We start from the raw sequence: 19,279 nt of genomic DNA, 5'->3' as shown, positions 1-19,279 counted from the left end.
GAAGCAGACGCGCCCTTTGGCCATTGGCGCACGCAAACCTTCATCGCAGGCCTGCGGATCGACGAACTCAGCGCGCCCTGGGTGCTGGATGGCCCGATGAACCGTGCCGCGTTCGACCTCTACATAGAGACACAGTTGGCACCGACACTACAGCCAGGCGATGTGGTGATTGCCGACAACCTGTCTTCTCACAAATCGGCCCATGCGCAAGAGGTTCTGAAATCACAAGGCAACTGGCTGCTCTTTCTGCCGCCGTACTCGCCCGACCTCAACCCAATCGAAATGGCATACTCGAAACTCAAGGCACACCTCCGAAGGCTCAAGGCCCGCACCTTCGAAGCGCTTTTCAAATCCGTTGCACAAACATGCGACCTCTTCCCACCAGACGAGTGCCGAAATCTCTTCAAGGCTGCCGGGTATGTTGCAGATTAAATGGACGGTGCTCTAGTGCAGCGCTGGAACAAAAACGATACGTTTTCTTAACAGATTGATTGCATTCTGATCCGGCGGCCTTACACTTAGGGTTGCAGCCGCCACCAAAAGGCAGCGCTATGGGAGTATAGATCATGTTGCGGACCATCCAGACGGCCAGCCATATCTCAATTCAGGGCGAATTCGTTCGCAAATATGCGGACGGACGCGTGATGGTACGTGTTGGGCAATCCTACTATGTCGGCCAGCCGGTCAGCCGGGATCTGCCAAAGGATAACGATCTGAAGGTTGCAACTGCCTGATCAGCCGCCCGTCGGCTCGACCCATCCCGACAACTCCTGCCGGGCAATCGCGGTAAGCGCGTCAATATGTAAGGCATCGTCGTTCAGGCAAGGTATGTAAGTAAAGGTCTCGCCCCCGGCCTTATCAAAGCTTTCTTTGATCTCTTCCTGAATCTCTTCCAGCGTCTCAACACAATCGGAAGAGAACGCAGGTGCCATGATGGCGATGTTCTTCTTGCCAGCCTCTGCCAGACGCGCGACCTCGTCCACCGTGTAGGGCTTCAGCCATTCCTCTGGCCCGAAACGCGACTGGAAGGTGACGCGAATATCCTCTGCGTCCCAGCCAAGCCGTTCGCGCAGCAGGCGCGTGGTTTTTTGACACTGGCAGTGATAGGGATCGCCTTCCATAAGATAGCGCTCTGGCACACCATGGTAGGAGGTCACCAGAATATCAGGGCGTGTGTCCAGACCTTCATAGGCTGTCTCGACGCTCTTGGCCAAAGCATCAATATAGAGCGGATGTTCGAAATAAGCGGGGACGGTGCGAATCGCTGGCTGCCAGTTCATCTTCATCAGCGCCCGGAACGCCTGATCATTTGCCGTGGCGGTGGTCGCGGCTGCATATTGCGGATAGAGCGGGAAAAACACGATCCGCTCACACCCTTGATCCTTCATCTTGCGGATCACGCTTTCGGTTGAGGGATTTCCGTACCGCATACAGAAATCGACCACGACCTGATCGCCGTAAAGCGCATGCATCTTTTCCCGCATCGCTTCTGTCTGCGCGCGTGTTGTGGTCAACAGCGGACTTTCGTCCAGTTCATTGTTCCAGATCCCGCGATAGGCCTCGCCCGAGGAAAACGGCCGTTTGGTCAGAATGATCAGCTGCAAAAGCGGCTGCCATTTCCAGCGCGGATAGTCGATGACGCGCTGGTCGGACAGAAACTCGTTCAGGTAGCGCCGCATCGACCAGTAATCTGTCGCATCCGGCGTGCCGAGATTGGCCAACAGCAACCCGGTTTTCACCGGCGGCACCGCGGGGTGATCGGAGCCGGCATGTGTCAGGCGGCCGTGGCCCGGCTGTACCATCTGGGTTGGGGTCGGCGTGGTCATGGCTGGCTCCTCTGGCTTTGCTGGGAGATTAGGGGTGTGACCGGCAAGGTCAATCGTCACGCATGCGGTGCTCGGTCGCGCCCAGCACATCTGCAAGCCGCGCCGTGGCAGAGCCGGGGCGCAGTGGCTGCGGCTGATCCGATGCCGGGGCCCAGCCGGTCAGGACCACAAGCTCAAAGGTCGCCAGCAAGCGGCCCTCGGCATCCGCGAAATTTCGGCGGTAGATATCCTCGGCCATGGCAAACAGGTTGCGATCTGCCCCGGACCGCAGACGTGCGGCTTGGCAATTGGTTTCGCCCATGCCCCGAAGATCACGCACCAGTGTGGCAAGATCGGGATAGGCCAGTCGCAAAGGCACCGTATCCGCCACCGGCAGGGCAAAGCCTGCCCGTTGCAGCAAAGCCCCAAGATCGCGCAAATCGCCCATTGGCGTGACCCGCGGACTAAGGCCGCCATGCAGTGCAACCTCGGCCTCCGCCAGGGCGCTGCGCAACTCCTGTAATGTGCCGCCGCCGAACAAAAGGGCCAGCATCAGCCCATCGGGGCGCATCGCCCGACGCAACTGGATCAGCTGACCAACAGGATCATTCATGTGATGCAAGGACAGAGCGTGGATCGCCAGATCATGCGCCCCGGCCTTCAGGTCCAGAACATCATCATCGGCCAGACACAGGCAGGTATCGAATTGCAGGTGTTCTGCCCAAATCTGCGCGGTCGGCCCGATGATCACCGGCGATGTAAACTGCCTGTTAACCTCACTGAGCCTTTCTGAGACCTCCTGCACGGCCTCATCCTGCAGCACGGTCACCGGCGCTTTGGCAGCGCGGATGCGATGCAGATGCAAGGCCTTGCGGTCAAACAAATCGGGCGGCTGGGTCATGCGTGTCCTTTTTCGCGCAATGGTCTAGAATGATCGGAAGGGTTTCGCAATGCGTGCCGGATTGGGCCAACTGCTAAGCGCGCTTTATCCGCCGCAATGCGCGGGGTGCCAGCACACCACGGATACGCCGCATGGTCTGTGCCCGGCCTGCTGGTCCGAGGCGCGTTTTGTTTCTGGGACAATCTGCGATTGCTGCGGTGCGCCGGTTCAGGTTGCGGCATCCGGGCAGACAGTGATCTGTGACGGCTGTCTGCAGCATCCCCCGGCCTGGGATCGCGGGCGCGCCGCGCTGCTTTATGAGGGAACAGGGCGACGGATCGTTCTGGCGCTGAAGCATGGTGACCGGCTTGATCTGGTACGGCCACTGGCCGCCTGGATGGCCAGCGCAGGGAGCGACGTGATCGCCGGGGCCGAGGTGATTGCCCCGGTTCCGCTGCACTGGACACGGCTGGCCAGGCGCCGCTTCAACCAGTCCGCCGAACTGGCCCGGCAGCGCGCCTTGCGCGGCAATGCCCGCCTGATCCCGGACCTTCTGATCCGACAGCGCCGGACGCAAGCGCAGGAAGGCATGAGCCGAGAGGCCCGGTTTCAAACCCAGACCGGGGCTTTTGCCGTCAGGCCGCGCCATATCCCCGCGATTGCCGGACGCACGGTGCTGTTGATTGATGACGTGATGACCTCGGGCGCGACCCTGTCAGCCTGCGCCGAAACCTTGCGCGCCGCGGGTGCCGAAACTGTGAATGTGCTGGTCGCAGCGCGCGTTGCGCGGGAGGGGTTTTATTCTATATGAAGGGTCTGACACCCGCTGGATGGCATTATCATGAAAACCGTTGAACTCTATACCACTCCGATTTGCGGCTATTGTGCTGCGGCTAAGCGCCTGCTGACCCAGAAGGGCGTCAGCTATTCCGAGATCAATGTCATGCAGTCGCCTGAACGCCGGGAAGAGATGATCCAGCGCGCCAATGGCGGGCGCACCGTGCCGCAGATTTTTATCGGTGATCAGCATATCGGCGGGTTTGACGACATGAATGCGCTTGACCGGGCCGGGAAGCTGGACCCGCTGCTGGGGCTGTGACGCCAGTATGACCCGGCCAGACGCACCCGGTAATGAAGAGCAGCTTGCCCTGACCCTGTTCGCCGAGGTGACAGCGCTGGATCAGTTGAGCCGGGCCTGGCTGAAACGGGCCCTGCCGAGGGATCTGGAACTGTCGCAGTTTTCCGTGCTGGATGTTCTGGCGCATGCCCAAGCGCCTGAAACGCCGGTGCAACTGAGCCGCCGGTTCAATGTCACTAAGGCCGCCATCACCAACACGCTGGGGAAACTGGAACGTGCGGGGTATGTCCACATCACACCGGACTGGGACGATGCGCGGCGCAAGCTGGTCACGATCAGCCCTGCCGGGCGGCGCATTCAGGATGAGGCGATCCAGTCCCTCGCCCCGCATTTCCGCGCCATCGTCAGCCAGCTTGGCCCTGATACCATCCGCACCGCCTTGCCCTTTTTGCGGGTCTTGCGGCAGGCCTTGCGCAAAGGATAGCCTATGGTGGGTTTCACCCACCCTACGGGGCAAGGTCGCAGTGTTTCAGCCAGCGGGGCGCAGGCTGGCGGTTACGTAGTTCACGCTGAGGTCCCGGTCAGAGATGCGCCAGGACCAGCCCAGTGGGTTGAAGACAAAGCCCTTGCGGTCCACTGGCTCCAACCCTGCGCCTTCGAGCAGTGTAAACAGTTCATCCGGGGTGATAAATTTCTGCCAGTCATGCGTTCCTTTGGGCAGCCAGCGCATCACATGCTCTGCCCCGATGATCGCCATCAGATAGCTTTTGGTATTGCGGTTCAGGGTTGAGCAGATCATCAGCCCACCGGGTTTCAGCAGGCTATGGCAGGCGGCCAGATAGGCGGGCGGGTCGGCGACATGTTCGATCACCTCCATATTCAGGACGATGTCGAACTGCTCTGACGCGGCGGCCAGTGCCTCGGCCGTGGTCTGGCGATAATCGATGGTCAGGCCGGACTGTTCGGCATGCAGGCGGGCAACGGGGATGTTACGCTCTGCCGGGTCGGCACCCACCACTTCGGCCCCAAGGCGGGCCATGGGTTCGCACAGCAGACCGCCGCCGCAGCCGATATCCAGAATACGCAATCCGGCAAAGGGCTCCTCAGCCGCCGGATCGCGGTCAAATTCTGCGCTGATCTGCGAAATGATGTAATCCAGTCGCGTCGGGTTCAGCATGTGCAGCGGCTTGAACTTACCGTTTGGATTCCACCATTCGGCGGCCATCGCTTCGAACTTGGCGACTTCTTCGCTATCAACTGTGTTTGCTGTCATTGCGCTTCGTCCCTAAGCCTGTATCTTGTGCATAAACCAGATATAGCGCGCTTTTCATGCCGGAACACGCAGAACCAAATGCCAATTCGCCGCAGCGCGGGCTTTACCCCCCGCGTGAGCCGTTTCGCAGCGAGATGCTGGACATGCCCGGGGGTCACCGGGTGTATGTCGAGGAATGCGGGCTGCGCAACGGGCATCCGGTTGTGGTCCTGCATGGCGGCCCGGGGGGCGGTTGCTCGCCCGGGATGCGGCGGTTCTTTGATCCCGCGCATTACCGCGCGGTGCTGTTCGACCAGCGCGGCTGCGGACGATCGACCCCGAATGCAAGTGTCACGAATAACACAACCTGGGATCTGGTCGCTGACATTGAGCGCATTCGTGAGCATCTGGGTATTGATAAGTGGATCGTCTTTGGCGGTTCCTGGGGGGCGACGCTGGCGCTAATTTACGCTCAGGCCCATCCTGACAGGGTCGAGCGTCTGGTCCTGCGCGGTGTTTTTGCCATGACCCGGAAAGAGCTGGACTGGTTCTATGGCGGGGGTGCCGGCAGGTTCTGGCCTGAGCAATGGCGCCGGTTCTCCGAAATGGTGCCCGAGGCGGAGCGTCGTGATCTTATTGCAGCCTATCACAAACGTCTGTTCAGCGACGATATCGAAGAGCAAACCGAGTTTGCGCGGGCCTGGTCAGGCTGGGAGGGGGCACTGGCCGTTCTGGCGTCGAACGGCTATCGTGGTGGGGCGACCGGCAGCTATGCGCGTGCCTTTGCCCGGATCGAGAACCACTATTTTGCCAATGGTGGCTTCCTTGAGGAAGACGGTCAGATCTTTCGGGACATGCCCAGGATCGCCCATATCCCCGGGCATATCGTGCAGGGTCGCTATGACATGATCTGCCCACCCGAAACCTCTTACCGGCTGCATGAGGCTTGGCCGGGATCGGAATTGCTGATGGTGACGCAGGCCGGGCATGCCTTGTCCGAACCGGGAATTGCCGAACAGCTTTTGGGGATCATGGATCGCGTGCAGCGGGCTTAAGCCCGCCTAAGGCCATCGTCAGCACGGCACGGCAGAGATCACTCTGCAGTGCCGCCGTTTTGCGGCAAAATCCCAGGCTCAGTTGCGGAACATCTTGCGTTCGGCGGCCTCGATACTGAACAGCCCGCGCGCCGGAGGCTTCACCCGATCCAGCGTATCCAGCACGACGGTGGTACGCTGTCCGTTCTTTTCCGTGGTTTTCCAGCGCAACAGGCGTGCCGGGTTGTTCTGGAAGTAGAGCGTCATATAGCCATCGCGGGGCTTTTTCGGGTCGCGCAGGTCGATCTCGGTCGTATTGCCCTTGCTGCGCACGGCAGACACCAGACGGTCCTGCGTCAGGTCGATATTGCGGCGCAGAAGGAAGCGCAGCGGCGTGGTGCCGATGGGGTATTTCTGCGCGCCCTTGTTCGATTTTGGGTCCAGAATGCCGATATTCACGCCATCGGCCAGCACCAACGCTTTATTGGCATATTCAAACCGCAGCAGGCCCGGCCGGTGCAGCCAGTATTTGCCGCCCGTCCGCGATCCATTGCCATTCACCTGCGTGAATCGCCCGTGGATCGAGACCAGTTGATTGAGGTATTTTGAGATCAGCCCCAGAAGTTGCTGATTTTGTGCCAGCGCCGGGCCCGACAACGCGGGCAGAGCGACAAGACCGGTGATGAAAGTTCTGCGTTCCATGTTTTTCACTATATCTCTTGCGTGCGGGCAATGCACGCTGGGTTTCGTCACAGATTGGCGATAAATCGCTCAGTTTCATGTCAGTCGGTTTCAGAAGGGATATGGTTCTGTGATCAGATCAATCCGCTGGCCGAGGCAGATTTCGGGGCCGGTCCGATTCGACCAAACCCGAAAGTGCGGCGTTGTGTCGAATGACGGCCTACAGGATCAGGCAGGCCCCCATGTCAGTCCCGCTTTGCAAAGCAGGCGGCCGAATCGGAGATTTTTTGAGGCGTTTCATCGCCTTTGAAGAAGGTCAGCAGACCTTTGTCCGGGTGCATCAGATAGCTGAAATTGGTGTGGGCCATGAGGTAATCGTCGCCCTCTCCGGTCTTTTGGCGATAGGCACGATACGCTTTGACAGCGTCTGCGATCTGCTCATCGGTTCCGGTCAGGCCGACCATGGTGGGGTGAAGCCAGGACGCGTAATCCGCCATCACTTCTGCGGTATCCCGGGCCGGATCGATGGTGATCATCACTGGCTTGACGGTCACGCCCTGCTCAGCGGCCAGTTCTATCGCTTCGACATTGCGGGCGGTGTCTACGGGGCACACATCCGGGCAATAGGTATAACCGAAATAGATCAAGGTCAGGCCGTCGATCACATCCTTGTCGGTCACCGCGACACCATCATGGCGCGTCAGGCTGAAGGGACCGCCAATATCCGCCCCTGAGGACGCTACACTGCAGTTTGGGCGCCAGAAGCCAAACCAGGCAAAAGACGCGGTGATCCCTAGGACACCTGCCATAACAACTGCAGCAATGATCGCGTAAGCTTTGGTCATGGCCGTAATTTGCGCAGGGACCACGGCCAAATGCAACGTGCAGAATGTCACGTCTACGAGAGAGCTTGGAGCGCATTCCGCCCGGTGATAACACTACCACAATGAATATGGCCGAACACGATCTTCTGTCCGTCCGCGCCCGCAGCGACTGGGTGCGGGTACGGACCCTGATCAATCTGCGCTGGATGGCGGTGGCTGGGCAGTCTGCGGCTTTGATCGTCGCGCCCCTGGCGCTGGATATTGAACTTAATCTGCACCTCTGCGCCCTGTTGATCGGGTTGTCCGCGCTTTACAACATTGCGGCGACGCTGATTTATCCGGAAACCAAGCGCCTGTCTCAACGCGAAGCGGCCCTGACCCTGCTGGGCGATTTAGCGCAACTGGCAGCCTTGCTTTACCTTTCGGGCGGTCTGACAAACCCGTTTGCGGTGATGATCCTTGCCCAGACCATCATCGCCGCAACGGTTCTGACCCTGGACGCGACGGTGATCCTTGGCATGTTCACGCTGGCGGTCATCACCTTGCTGATGCGCTTTCATGTGCCGCTGCATGACAGTTCCGGCCAACAGCTTCTGGTTGCGCCTGAATTGGTCTGGGGCATGTGGGCCGCGCTTGGTACCTCCATCGTCTTCATCTCGGTCTATGCCCGCCGCGTCAGTATCGAGGCGCATTCCATGTCCGAAGCGCTGACCGCTACCCAACTGGCGCTGGAACGTGAGCGGCGTCTGACCACGTTGGGGGGGGTGGTTGCGGCGGCGGCCCACGAACTGGGCACGCCGCTGGCCACGATCAAGCTGGCCTCGGGCGAGTTGTCAGAGGAACTGGCCGATCAACCAGATCTGAAGGCCGATGCCGACCTGATCCGCGAACAAGCCGACCGGTGCCGTCTGATTCTGGCCGAGATGGGGGCCAGCGGCAAACAGGATCGGCATGTGCTGACTGCACCGTTTTCGGCGGTGATGCGCGAGGCCGCCGAACCGCATCTTGATCGCGGCAAAGAGGTGATTATCCGTGTTCAGGGCAGCATATTGGGGCATGACGCAACCCATGAACCGGACGTGCCGCGCCGCTCTGAGATCATCCACGGTCTGCGCAATCTGGTGCAGAATGCCGTCGATTTTGCCATTACCACCGTCTGGATTGATCTGGACTGGACGGAGGGGCAACTGGTGGTGCGGGTTGGCGATGATGGAAAGGGCTATCCAACCGATCTGCTGGGCCGGATCGGCGATCCGTTCGTGCGCCGCCGACAGAAAACGCGCCCGGGCTACGAGGGTATGGGGCTAGGCCTGTTCATTGCCAAAACTCTGCTGGAACGCACCGGCGCGCGCCTGACCTTCACCAACGGCCTGCTGACCCCTTTGTCGCACGACACGGAGCCTGAGACAGCAACGCCCCCCGGTGCAATTGTCGAAATCGCATGGGAGCGGCGCGTGTTGGAAGTTCCGCGCGGCACATCGCGTGGTCCATTGGGTAACAACTCAAAGTTGATAAATTCCTAGCCTTCGTTAACCTGTGGTTAATATCCTGACCCGAGGCTGGTGGAACCTGCGTCTCTTCAGCTCAGGACAGCTTGCAACTTGGCGGATATACCCGGTTTGACAGAAATTTTCTCCCTACCCACCGTTCTGGCCGCGATGGCACTGGTGATCGCCATCATCGGGGCCTATCTGGCCTATACCAAGACCCCCGCGCAGCCCAGACTGGACGCACGCGATCCGTTGGGTCAGTTGATCTTTGACGGTGACTTTCTGCGCGAAAGCACGGGCCCTTTCGGGGCAAAGCTGCCGCGCGGTGCCGCACTGGATGAGGTTTTGACACTTTTTAATCCGCAGGAAGAACATCTTTGCCATTCCCTGCAATTGTTGATCGAAACCGGCACCCGGTTTGACGAGGTGGCGCAAGCCGCTGATGGCGATCTGGTTCACGTCACCGGACAGCCCGATGGCATTCTGGCCGAAGTTACGGTGCATGCCTCCTCGCCCATTTCCGAGGCGCTTTACGATATTCAGTCCCAGCTTGAGGTTCTGATGCAAGAGCGCGACCGGCTGCGTCGCCGGTTGGCCAGCGTGCCGCTGGCAATGATGGAGCTGGACAGCAAGGGTCGGGAAGTCTGGGCCAACCGGCGGTTCCGGGCGCTTTGCGATCAGGTTCGTGCGCCGCAGGAGCTTGTTACACTTATGAAGTCCCCGGCCAGCGAACCGGTTGAGGTAGATCTGCCGGGCGGTGAAACCCATTGGCTGCGCATCGTTCACCGCACCAGCGGCGATACCACGTTGGTCACCGCCTATCCGGCGGATGAGCAGATGCGGGCGGAAAATAATCTGTCGCGCTTCATGACCTCGCTGACCGACACCTTCGCGCATCTGAAAGTTGGGCTGACTGTGTTTGACAGCGAGCGTCGGTTGTCGCTGTTCAATCCAGCCATCAGCGACATGTTCAAGCTTGATCCTGCCGCCCTGATCGCCCGGCCCAGCCTGCGCGAATTCCTTGAGGCCCTGCGCCAGACCCGGATGCTGCCCGAAGTGCGCGATTTCGCCCAGTGGCGCGCCCGGCTGACCGAACTGGATGACAGTCTGGAAGGCGGCGTGTTTCAGGAGGATTGGAGCCTGCCCTCGGGCCAGGTTCTGCGCATCACAGGGCGCCCCCATCCCGATGGGGCGCTGGCCTTTCTGTTCGAGGATATCACCAGCGCCCTGACCCTGGAGCGCCGTTACCGTCAAGAGATCGAACTGGGACAAGGGGCGCTGGATGCCTTGGGTGATGCGGTGGCGGTGATTGATACCTCTGGCACAATGATCTTGGCCAATGCTGCGTTTGAGCAGATGTGGCAGGTTGAGGAGTCCTCGGGGCTGGACGCCCTGACCCTGAACCAACTGCTCAGCACCTTCCGCAAGCAGGCCCGGTGCGATGATGTCTGGATCCGCCTGCAACGCTTCGTCCAATCAGCAACCAACCGCGAAGAAAGCTGGACGGCCAAAATCACGCTGAAAAACGGGGCGAAACGCTATGGCCGTTTTCAACTGCTCAGCGGGGGCGCGGCAATGCTGATGTTCCACGACCACGAAAACCGCGCGGCTGAACAACCGCAAGGGGCCAGCACGCAAGTTGCAAGCACCAGCAGCCCGATGCGCAGTGTTTCCTAATCACAGCCCTTGCCACCGCCGCGCTGGCCCGGCACAGTCCGGACCGCAAACAGACTGACAGGCGGGCATGAGCCGTATTCACTTTGCCGATATGACCGAAGCCGGGGTGCATCGTCTGGCTGACCAACTGGCCTCGCATCTTAGGCCCGGCGATACGCTGCTTTTGTCCGGCCCGGTTGGGGCTGGCAAATCGGTCTTTGCCCGGGCGTTGATCCGCGCCTGGCTGGGGGATAGCGGGGCCGAAGTGCCCTCGCCCAGCTATACGCTGGTGCAAACTTATGAACGTGGGGATCAAACCCTTTGGCATGTGGACCTTTACCGTCTGGACCCGCAAGGCACTGAGGTGGACGAACTGGGGCTGGATGAAGCCTTCACCAATGCGGTCTGTCTGATCGAATGGCCCGAACGTCTGGGCACGGCCTTGCCGTCGCAGCACCTGTCGCTGAGCCTGTCCCCGCACACCGATACCGCCGACCGCCGCGCGGTGACCCTGACCGCAACGGCCGGTCTGACCCACCTCATCGCTGCGGCCTCACAAACAAAGGTGCCCGAGTGAGCCGAGATGCCCTTCTCCGTCGTTTTCTGACGCAAAGCGGCTGGACCGGCCCTGATCCGGCGCTGCTGGCGGGCGATGCCTCAAACCGTCGCTACCTGCGCGGCATTGGGCCAACAGGCCAGTCGGTGGTGATCATGGACGCACCCCCGGAAAAGGGCGAGGATGTGCGCCCGTTCATTGACATCACCGGACGGCTGCGGCGGATGGGGTTGAGTGCGCCTGACATTCTTGCCGCGGACACCAACGCTGGATTTCTGATCCTCGAAGACCTTGGCGACGATCTTTATGTCCAGGCGGTCCAAAGCGGCGCGCCCGAAGCCGTGCTTTATGGCACTGCCGTTGATCTGCTGGCCGCCCTGCACCGAGCGCCCGACGCCGCAACCGGCCTGCCCCCCTATGACATCGCCACCTGCCTGCGAGAGGCCCGGCTGGTGACCGAGTGGTATCTGCCGGGCGCAGACATCCCCGTTTGCTCGGACACACAGGCGGAATATGACCAGCTGATGACCATGCTATGCAGCGATCTGCTGCCGGATCAGCCGGTCTGCGTGCTGCGCGACTATCATGCGGAAAACCTGCTGTGGCTGCCAGAACGTGACGCTCTGGCCCGTGTCGGCCTGCTGGATTATCAGGACGCGCTGGCGGGTCATCCAGCTTATGATCTGGTCTCGCTGCTGGAAGATGCCCGGCGCGACACCACGCCTGCCCTGCAAGCAGAGATGCTGGCGCGCTATATCGCCACAAGCGGGGCGGAGGACACCAGCTTTCGCCGCGCCTATGCCATTCTGGGCGCGCAGCGGAACCTTAAAATCCTTGGCTTATTCGCGCGGCTGTCTAAGCGCGATGGGAAACCGATCTATATTGACCATATGCCAAGGGTCTGGGGTCATTTGCAGGGCAATCTGCAACACCCGGCGCTGGCCGGATTGAAAGACTGGGTCACGCGCCACGTGCCGCCGCCCGATACCGACCTTCGCGCAAAATTGGCAGGCCAGGCATGAATGTTCCCGACACAGCCATGATCTTTGCCGCAGGGCTTGGCACCCGCATGGGCGAGATTACAAGAACCACGCCGAAGGCACTGGTCCGCATTGGCAACGAAACGCTGCTGGACCACACGCTGGGCCATCTGACGCAGGCGGGTGTGTCGCGCGCGGTTGTCAATGTGCATCACCTTGCGGACCAGATCGAAACACATCTCAGCACGGTCACAGCACCGGCGATCACCCTGTCTGACGAGCGCGATCTGCTGCGCGAAACCGGCGGCGGGCTGCGTCATGCGGCTGATCTGGTTGGACCCGACCCGATCCTGACCGCCAATGCCGATGTGGTCTGGACCGGCGGCAACCCGGTGCAAACACTGGCCCGCACCTGGGATCCCGAGCGGATGGACGCGCTGCTTTTGGTGGTCGAAACCTCCCGCGCCATCGGTCACCTGAAAGCGGGTGACTTTTTTATGGATGATGCCGGTCGCCCGACCCGGCGCGGACAAGCCGATCATGCACCTTATGTCTATGCCAGCATGCAGATCATCCGGCCTGGCATTGCCGTCGCGCATGACGCTGAGGTGTTCTCGCTTAACGTTATCTGGGATCAGCTGATCGCCACTGGGCGGCTGTTTCTGGCCCCGTTTGACGGCAATTGGTGCGATGTGGGTCAGCCATCCTCCATCCCGCTGGCCGAGGCCTTGGTCAAATGAAACAGGACGGCCCGGGCCCGCATGTCTTTGCCTTGCCGCCGGGGGTGGATTTCGGTGCGCGGTTTATGGATGGCTTACGGGCGCGGATGACCGGTGCCGCGCCCGAGGATTGGGCCCGGGCCGAGATCTATGTCAACACCGAGCGCACCCGCCGCCGCATCGAGGCATTGTTCGAAACCGGCCCCGTCGCCCTTTTGCCGCGCATCCGGGTCTTTGCCGATCTGCTGCCAGCCGGGGGCAACACCCTGGCCCAAAGGCTGGATCTGGCCCGATTGGTCCGCGCCCTGATCGACCGCGAACCTGATCTGGCAGCCCGCACCGCCGCTTTCGATCTGGCGGACGGATTGCTCCGCCTTAGTGGCGAGATGCAGGAAGAGGGGCTGTCATGGGCCGCGCTGGATCGTATCGGTCCGGGCGATCTGTCCGGCCACTGGCAGCGGAGCCTGCGCTTCTTGCAACTGATCGCGCCGGTTCTCGACGCCCCGGATGCGGGGGGAGGTGAGGCCGGGTTGCGCCGGGCGATGCTGGATCAGGTCGCCGCGTGGCAGGCAGCCCCGCCGGATCACCCGGTCATCGTGGCCGGGTCCACCGGGTCACGCGGCGCAACGGCGGACTTTATGGCCGCAGCAGCCCGATTGCCAAAGGGTGCGGTGGTTCTGCCGGGGTTTGATACCGACCTGCCCGCAAAAACCTGGGCCCGGCTGACCGACCCGCAGCCGCAACCCGATCATCCGCAATACGGGTTTGCCGTGCTGGCGGAAACGATCGGCGTTGACCCGGCAAGTATCCCCTTGTGGGACAGCGCCGCTGCCCCCGCACCGGGGCGCAATGCGGTGATCTCGCTGGCGCTGCGCCCTGCGCCTGTGACGGATCAGTGGTTGCAGGAAGGCGCGGCGCATACCCCGACACTGACCGCCGCGACCGCCAACCTCAGCCTGCTCGAAGCCCCCGGCGCACGGGCCGAGGCGCAGGCCATCGCCACACGTCTGCGGCAAGCGGCCGAGGATGGGCAGCGGGCTGCCTTGGTCACGCCAGACCGTGTGCTGGCGCGCCGGGTCACAGCAGCGCTGGGCCGTTGGGGGATCACGCCCGATGACAGTGCGGGGCGGCCCCTGTCACTGACGCCGCCCGGTGTTTATTTGCGTCTGGTGCTGGACCTGATCGGCCATCCGCCAGCCCCGGCGGCACTGCTGGCGCTGCTGAAACACCCGCTGACCGCCGCCCCGATGCGCGGGCCGCATATGACCGCGACCCGGGCGCTTGAACTCTCCGTTCTGCGGGGCGGTGCGCCTGTTGCGGACTGGCCGGTCGTCACCGCCTGGGCGAAAGAGCATGATCATGGCGACTGGGCCGCCTGGCTACATCACACAATTGCCCCGCTGGCTGAAGCAGCACAAGCCGTCCCACTATCGGATCACCTATCCCGCCATATCGCCGCGGCAGAGGCTTTGGTGGCCGGTCCCGATGGAACCCCGGCCGAGCTTTGGGCGCAAAGGGCTGGCGAGGCGGCGCTAAGCCTGACCGAAGCCCTAGCGGAGGCCGCCCCCTCGGGCGGGCTGCTTGATCTTGCCGAATACCGCGCCCTGATCACCGCCCTGCTGTCCGAACAAAATGTCGAGGAAGAGGCCTTTGCCACGCATCCCGACATCGCCATCTGGGGCCCGCTGGAGGCGCGCACCCAGAATGCTGAGCTGGTGATCCTTGGCGGTCTGAACGAAGGCATCTGGCCACATATCGCCCGCCCTGACCCCTGGCTAAACCGCGAGATGCGCGCCACCCTTGGCCTGCATCTGCCAGAGCGCCGCATCGGCCTGTCCGCGCATGATGTGCAACAGGCGATGGGCGCATCAGAGGTGGTCCTGACCCGCGCCATTCGTGACGCAGATGCGCCCACCGTGCCCACCCGCTGGCTGCTCCGTCTGACCAACCTGATCGCCGGATTGGGGGAACCCGGCCAGCAGGCACTGGATGCGATGCGCCAGCGCGGGGCCACGATGACGGTCCTGGCCAGGCGGCTTGATACGCCGACCTGCCAAGCACCGCCCGCGCCGCGCCCAGCGCCCTGCCCGCCGGTTACCGCTCGTCCGCCGCGTCTGTCGGCCACCCGGATCGAAACGCTGATCCGTGACCCTTACGCTATCTACGCCCAGTATGTCCTGCGGCTCCGCCCGCTTGATCCACTGGGCCGCAGTCCCGATATGCGCGAACGCGGCACGATCAGTCACAAGGTGCTGGAACGCTTCATCGCGGCCACCGCCACTGGCCTGCCCGCTGATGCCGCCGCCCTGTTCGACAAGGTCGCCCAAGAGGTCCTGACGCAAGACGCCCCCTGGCCCGCAGATCGCACCCTTTGGCTGGCGCGGCTTCGCGCCTTTCGCGATTGGTTTCTGGACACAGAAGCGCAGCGCCGCCAAATCGCCACCCCGCGCGCCCAAGAGGTCAAGGGCGGCATAGATCTGCCGGACCTGCCACTGCCGTTCCGACTGACAGCAACGGCGGACCGGATCGACGTGACCCCGGACGGATGCCCCGTGATCTATGATTACAAAGGCACACCGGACAGCCCCGCCCAGATCCTGCATTTCGCTCAGCAATTGCCACTGGAATGCCTGATCGCCCATTTCGGCGGGTTCCCGGACATCCCCGCAGCCGCCCCCGCCGCTGCGGAACTGATCGGCATGTCAGGCCGTGGTCGCGCCCTTCACCTTGATCGCGTGATCGCCGAGGCACCGGAGGTTGACGATATGGACGGATTCTTGTCGCAAACCTATGAACGCCTCAGCGCGCTGATCACCGCCTATCAGCAGCCGGACCAACCTTTTGCGGCCCGTTTGCGGCCCGAAACGCTCAGCTATGAAAGCGACTATGACCATCTGTCCCGTCTGGGCGAATGGGAAGATGGCGCGCCATTTGATCCGCAGGGGGTGACATGATCGACCCCAAGCACCCTGCCTCAGCCAGTCAGATCCATGCGGCAACGCCGGGCAATTCCAGCTGGGTCTCGGCCAATGCCGGGTCTGGCAAAACGCGAGTTCTGACCGACCGGGTGGCGCGTCTGCTGCTAAACGGCACCCAGCCCGCCCGCATCCTCTGCCTGACCTACACCAAGGCCGCAGCGGCTGAAATGCAGACCCGCCTGTTCAAACGGTTGGGCGAATGGGCGATGATGCCCAAAGATGACCTGCGCCGCGAATTGCACCAGTTGGGCGAAGCCGGAGAAGCCATCGAGGACGCGCAGCTGAACCACGCCCGCACCCTGTTCGCCCGCGCATTGGAAACCCCCGGCGGGCTGAAAATTCAGACCATCCATTCCTTCTGCGAACAGATGCTGCGCCGCTTTCCGCTGGAAACTGGTGTCGCGCCTCAGTTCGAGGTGATGGAGGATCGGCAGGCCGCACAATTGCGTGCCGCAATTCTGGACGAACTGGCGCTGGACCCGAACAGCGGTTTTGCAGCACTCGTCCCATATCTGCCCGGACAGGATCCCGCACCGGTGCTGGATGCGATCCTGCGATATCGCCCGCATTTTGCAAAGCAGCCGGAGGACACCGCCTTACGGCAGGCGCTGGGGGCCACCGGGCCGGGCGATGAGAAAACCCTCGTTCTGAATGCGCTGGCGCCGATACCAGGCCATCTGCTGTCCCAAGCGATGGACGCAATGGACCGGTTGGGCAAAGCGACCGATGCCAAAACATGCGCCGCGCTTCGCGCTGCGTTGGCACATCCGGAAACGGCCCTCGTCCCCTTGCGTGCAGCCTTCCTGACCAATGACATGACCGTCCGAAAGGCGCTGATCACAAAGGCGGTGAAAGACACCGTGCCAGAGGCCGAGGCGCAGCTTGCAGATCTCGGCGAGGCGGTTCTTGCCGCTGTCAATCGCCAGCACGCCGAAGCTGCCTTTCAGGCCGCCCAGGCTCTGGGCCGGTTCGGTCATGCGTTTCTGGACCGCTACGCGGCGCGCAAAACCGCGCTTGGTAAACTGGATTTTGATGACCTGATCGACCGGGCCAAACGCCTGCTGTCGGAAACCGAGGCCACCGCCTGGGTGCAGTACCGCATGGATGGCGGCATCGACCATATTCTGGTGGATGAAGCCCAGGACACCAGCCTTGACCAATGGGCGGTGATCGACGCGCTGGCAGCAGAGTTCTTTACAGGTCAGGGCGCGCGCGACCTGACCCGGACCCTGTTCGTCGTTGGCGATGAAAAACAGTCGATATACTCGTTTCAGGGGGCTGACCCGACCGCCTTTGGTGACAAGCGCCGCCACTACAGCGCCGCCCTTGATGCCGCCACCATCGGGCTGGAACAATGCGATCTGCTCTATTCCTTCCGTACGGCAAGGCCGATCCTGCAACTGGTCGATCAGGTCTTTGCCGAAAATCCGGTGCATGGGCTGGGCGACGACATCGCCCACCGGGTGTTTCATACCGACAAGCCCGGGCGTGTTGATCTGTGGTCCTTTATCGAAAAGCCGGACAAGCCCGCGCCGGACCCGTGGCATCTGCCGGTGGACCAGCCGCCCCGCGATGACCCCGCCCTAGTGCTGGCGCGGCAAGTTGCGGCCCATATCGCGGATATCCTTAACCGCAGCCAGATCCTGCCCGGCACCGACAAAAGGATCAGCGCGGGCGATTTTCTGATCCTAGTACAGGGCCGCGGCGCGCTGTTTCATGCCATCATCCGCGAGCTGAAAAAGGCTGATGTGCCCGTCGCGGGGGCCGACCGGTTGAAGGTCGGCGGCGAGCTTGCCGTGCGGGACCTTCTGGCAGTTCTGCGGTTTCTGGCAACCGAAGACGACAACCTGTCGCTGGCCGCCGCTTTGCGATCACCCATCTTCGGGATCAGCGAAGCAGAGCTTTACGCATTGGCCCACCCCCGCGAAAGCAGCCTGTGGCACGCCTTGTCTCATGCGACTGCGCGTGCAGGCCCCGTCGCCATCCTGCGCGATCTGCGCAATCAGGCCGATTTCCTGCGGCCGTTTGACCTGCTGGAACGTCTGCTGACCACACATGACCGCTGGCAGGCCATCACCGCGCGTCTGGGCACCGAGGCAGAGGACGGGATCGAGGCGCTTCTGGACCTCGCCCTTTCCTACGAGCGGGTCGAAACCCCGACATTGACCGGGTTCCTGCAATGGATGGATAGCGAAGATGTCGAGATCAAGCGCCAGCTTGACGAGGCGCAGGATCAGGTTCGGGTGATGACAGTGCATGGTGCCAAGGGGCTGGAGGCCCCCATCGTCATCCTGCCCGAGACACATCAAAAGCGCGACGCCAAGGCGCCGCCCCTGCTGCTGGTCGACGACCTGCCACTGATGCGGATGCCAAAGGATGCGATGCCCGCAGCGCTGGGTGCGGCCGATAGCAAACGACGCCAGCTGGAGTTAGAGGAACGCTGGCGGCTGCTGTATGTCGCCCTGACCCGTGCGGAAAACTGGCTGATCGTCGCGGGTGGTGGCGAAAAGGGCAGCCCGGAAAAAGGCTGGTATGCGGCGGTGGAAACCGCAATGGACACGCTGGGCGCGCAGCCGACAGAAACCGGGCTGACACTTTGCCACAACTGGACCGAGGCAACCGATGACAAAAGGCCCGAACCACCTCGCCCACCAGAAAGCCCGACGTGGCTGACACAACGGGCCCCGACGCCCAAAGCCCCACCACAAGCCATTGCGCCATCACGCGACGGCGGCACACATCATGCCCTGCCCGGTGCAAATGGCGATGACACGGATATTGCGCTTGCCCGGGGCCGCGACCTTCACAAGATGCTCGAGGCGTTGTCCGGTCACGCGGCACAGGACCGCCCCTCACTGGCAGAGACGCTTTTCCCTGACATGCCAGAGGCGACGTGCCAGGACCTTTGCGCCGAAGCAACCCGCGTGCTCGACGCCCCGCATCTCTCCTGGGTCTTCAACGCAGATGCCATGACCGAAGTGCCCGTGCGCGGCCTTGTCAGCCAACTCGGCCCCCGCCCGCTTCGCGGTCAGATCGACCGGTTGATTGTCGGACCGGACGACATCTGGGCCATAGATTTCAAATCCAACCGCACTGTGCCGCAGGACCCGAACGATATCCCTGACGGTCTGATCGGGCAGATGGCGCTCTATCACGCGGCCCTGTCGGATATCTGGCCCGACCGGTCTATTCGCACCGGCCTGATCTGGACTGCAGAGATTCGTTTCATGGAGATCGAACAGAAAATCGTGAACACCTGGCTTGAAACGCATTGGAGCGGTTGACCCGCCCCCACCACGAACCTACCTTCCTTGCCAATCAATATCTCGTATCCCCCAAGCAGGAG

The 19,279-nt window shown here is 62.0% G+C and carries 18 protein-coding genes; 13 read left to right on the top strand and 5 right to left on the bottom strand.

The features are described from left to right. Positions 1–432, top strand: a 432-nt coding sequence (locus tag ACW9UQ_RS06040; protein WP_458930104.1) for a transposase, incomplete at its 5' end; no start/stop codon positions are given. Positions 433–566: 134 nt separating this feature from the next. Further along, the gene (locus tag ACW9UQ_RS06035) at positions 567–734 is read left to right on the top strand and encodes a hypothetical protein (protein WP_458930103.1); all 168 of its coding nucleotides are present in this window, start codon (positions 567–569) and stop codon (positions 732–734) included. On the opposite strand, the gene hemH is transcribed toward ACW9UQ_RS06035, so the two are convergent. After that, on the bottom strand, positions 735–1,826 hold the full coding sequence (gene hemH, locus ACW9UQ_RS06030; RefSeq protein ID WP_458930102.1) for a ferrochelatase: 1,092 nt from the start codon (positions 1,824–1,826) through the stop codon (positions 735–737). Positions 1,827–1,875: 49 nt separating this feature from the next. After that, the gene (locus tag ACW9UQ_RS06025; RefSeq protein ID WP_458930101.1) at positions 1,876–2,706 is read right to left on the bottom strand and encodes a class I SAM-dependent methyltransferase; all 831 of its coding nucleotides are present in this window, start codon (positions 2,704–2,706) and stop codon (positions 1,876–1,878) included. Between the two features lie 49 nt (positions 2,707–2,755). Between ACW9UQ_RS06025 and ACW9UQ_RS06020 the strand changes: the two genes are divergently transcribed. Genes ACW9UQ_RS06020 through ACW9UQ_RS06010 form a run of 3 tightly spaced genes read left to right on the top strand, consistent with a single transcriptional unit; the run spans position 2,756 to position 4,247 of the window. Beyond that, positions 2,756–3,496 carry a ComF family protein gene (locus ACW9UQ_RS06020; protein WP_458930100.1) on the top strand — a complete coding sequence of 247 codons (741 nt, stop codon included), beginning with the start codon at positions 2,756–2,758 and terminating at the stop codon, positions 3,494–3,496. 30 nt (positions 3,497–3,526) lie between these two features. After that, entirely contained in the window at positions 3,527–3,784 is a 258-nt protein-coding gene (gene grxC, locus ACW9UQ_RS06015) for a glutaredoxin 3 (protein ID WP_458930099.1), read from the top strand. Positions 3,785–3,791: 7 nt separating this feature from the next. Further along, the gene (locus tag ACW9UQ_RS06010) at positions 3,792–4,247 is read left to right on the top strand and encodes a MarR family winged helix-turn-helix transcriptional regulator (RefSeq protein ID WP_458930098.1); all 456 of its coding nucleotides are present in this window, start codon (positions 3,792–3,794) and stop codon (positions 4,245–4,247) included. A gap of 45 nt (positions 4,248–4,292) precedes the next feature. On the opposite strand, the gene ubiG is transcribed toward ACW9UQ_RS06010, so the two are convergent. Further along, on the bottom strand, positions 4,293–5,036 hold the full coding sequence (ubiG, locus tag ACW9UQ_RS06005; protein WP_458930097.1) for a bifunctional 2-polyprenyl-6-hydroxyphenol methylase/3-demethylubiquinol 3-O-methyltransferase UbiG: 744 nt from the start codon (positions 5,034–5,036) through the stop codon (positions 4,293–4,295). A gap of 56 nt (positions 5,037–5,092) precedes the next feature. On the opposite strand from ubiG, the gene pip reads away from it, so the two are divergent. Next, positions 5,093–6,070 carry a prolyl aminopeptidase gene (gene pip / locus ACW9UQ_RS06000; RefSeq protein ID WP_458930096.1) on the top strand — a complete coding sequence of 326 codons (978 nt, stop codon included), beginning with the start codon at positions 5,093–5,095 and terminating at the stop codon, positions 6,068–6,070. 78 nt (positions 6,071–6,148) lie between these two features. Here the strand turns inward: pip and ACW9UQ_RS05995 are convergent, their stop codons facing one another. After that, positions 6,149–6,751 carry a LolA family protein gene (locus ACW9UQ_RS05995; RefSeq protein WP_458930095.1) on the bottom strand — a complete coding sequence of 201 codons (603 nt, stop codon included), beginning with the start codon at positions 6,749–6,751 and terminating at the stop codon, positions 6,149–6,151. 224 nt (positions 6,752–6,975) lie between these two features. Next, complete coding sequence (locus tag ACW9UQ_RS05990) at positions 6,976–7,575, bottom strand: SCO family protein (protein WP_458930094.1); 600 nt, start codon at positions 7,573–7,575, stop codon at positions 6,976–6,978. A 101-nt stretch (positions 7,576–7,676) separates the two neighbouring features. Here ACW9UQ_RS05990 and regB point away from each other — a divergent pair, with 101 nt between their 5' ends. From regB to addA, 7 genes are all read left to right on the top strand, one after another. Beyond that, on the top strand, positions 7,677–9,077 hold the full coding sequence (gene regB / locus ACW9UQ_RS05985; protein WP_458930106.1) for a sensor histidine kinase RegB: 1,401 nt from the start codon (positions 7,677–7,679) through the stop codon (positions 9,075–9,077). Positions 9,078–9,173: 96 nt separating this feature from the next. After that, on the top strand, positions 9,174–10,721 hold the full coding sequence (locus ACW9UQ_RS05980; protein ID WP_458930093.1) for a PAS-domain containing protein: 1,548 nt from the start codon (positions 9,174–9,176) through the stop codon (positions 10,719–10,721). Positions 10,722–10,788: 67 nt separating this feature from the next. Continuing rightward, positions 10,789–11,277, top strand: a complete 489-nt coding sequence (gene tsaE / locus ACW9UQ_RS05975; RefSeq protein ID WP_458930092.1) for a tRNA (adenosine(37)-N6)-threonylcarbamoyltransferase complex ATPase subunit type 1 TsaE — start codon at positions 10,789–10,791, stop codon at positions 11,275–11,277. Further along, positions 11,274–12,278 (top strand): aminoglycoside phosphotransferase family protein, encoded by a 1,005-nt coding sequence (locus ACW9UQ_RS05970; RefSeq protein WP_458930091.1) that lies wholly within the window; start codon positions 11,274–11,276, stop codon positions 12,276–12,278. Before tsaE ends, ACW9UQ_RS05970 begins: the two co-directional genes overlap by 4 nt. Then, entirely contained in the window at positions 12,275–12,976 is a 702-nt protein-coding gene (locus ACW9UQ_RS05965; protein ID WP_458930090.1) for a nucleotidyltransferase family protein, read from the top strand. Before ACW9UQ_RS05970 ends, ACW9UQ_RS05965 begins: the two co-directional genes overlap by 4 nt. Then, the gene (gene addB / locus ACW9UQ_RS05960; RefSeq protein WP_458930089.1) at positions 12,973–15,909 is read left to right on the top strand and encodes a double-strand break repair protein AddB; all 2,937 of its coding nucleotides are present in this window, start codon (positions 12,973–12,975) and stop codon (positions 15,907–15,909) included. Before ACW9UQ_RS05965 ends, addB begins: the two co-directional genes overlap by 4 nt. Further along, complete coding sequence (gene addA / locus ACW9UQ_RS05955) at positions 15,906–19,217, top strand: double-strand break repair helicase AddA (protein ID WP_458930088.1); 3,312 nt, start codon at positions 15,906–15,908, stop codon at positions 19,215–19,217. Before addB ends, addA begins: the two co-directional genes overlap by 4 nt. Positions 19,218–19,279 lie beyond the last annotated feature (62 nt).

It is taken from the genome of Halovulum sp. GXIMD14793 (genome assembly GCF_054457435.1).
Note: the sequence above shows the minus strand (reverse complement) of the source record. Positions and strands in the feature narration are given on the sequence as shown.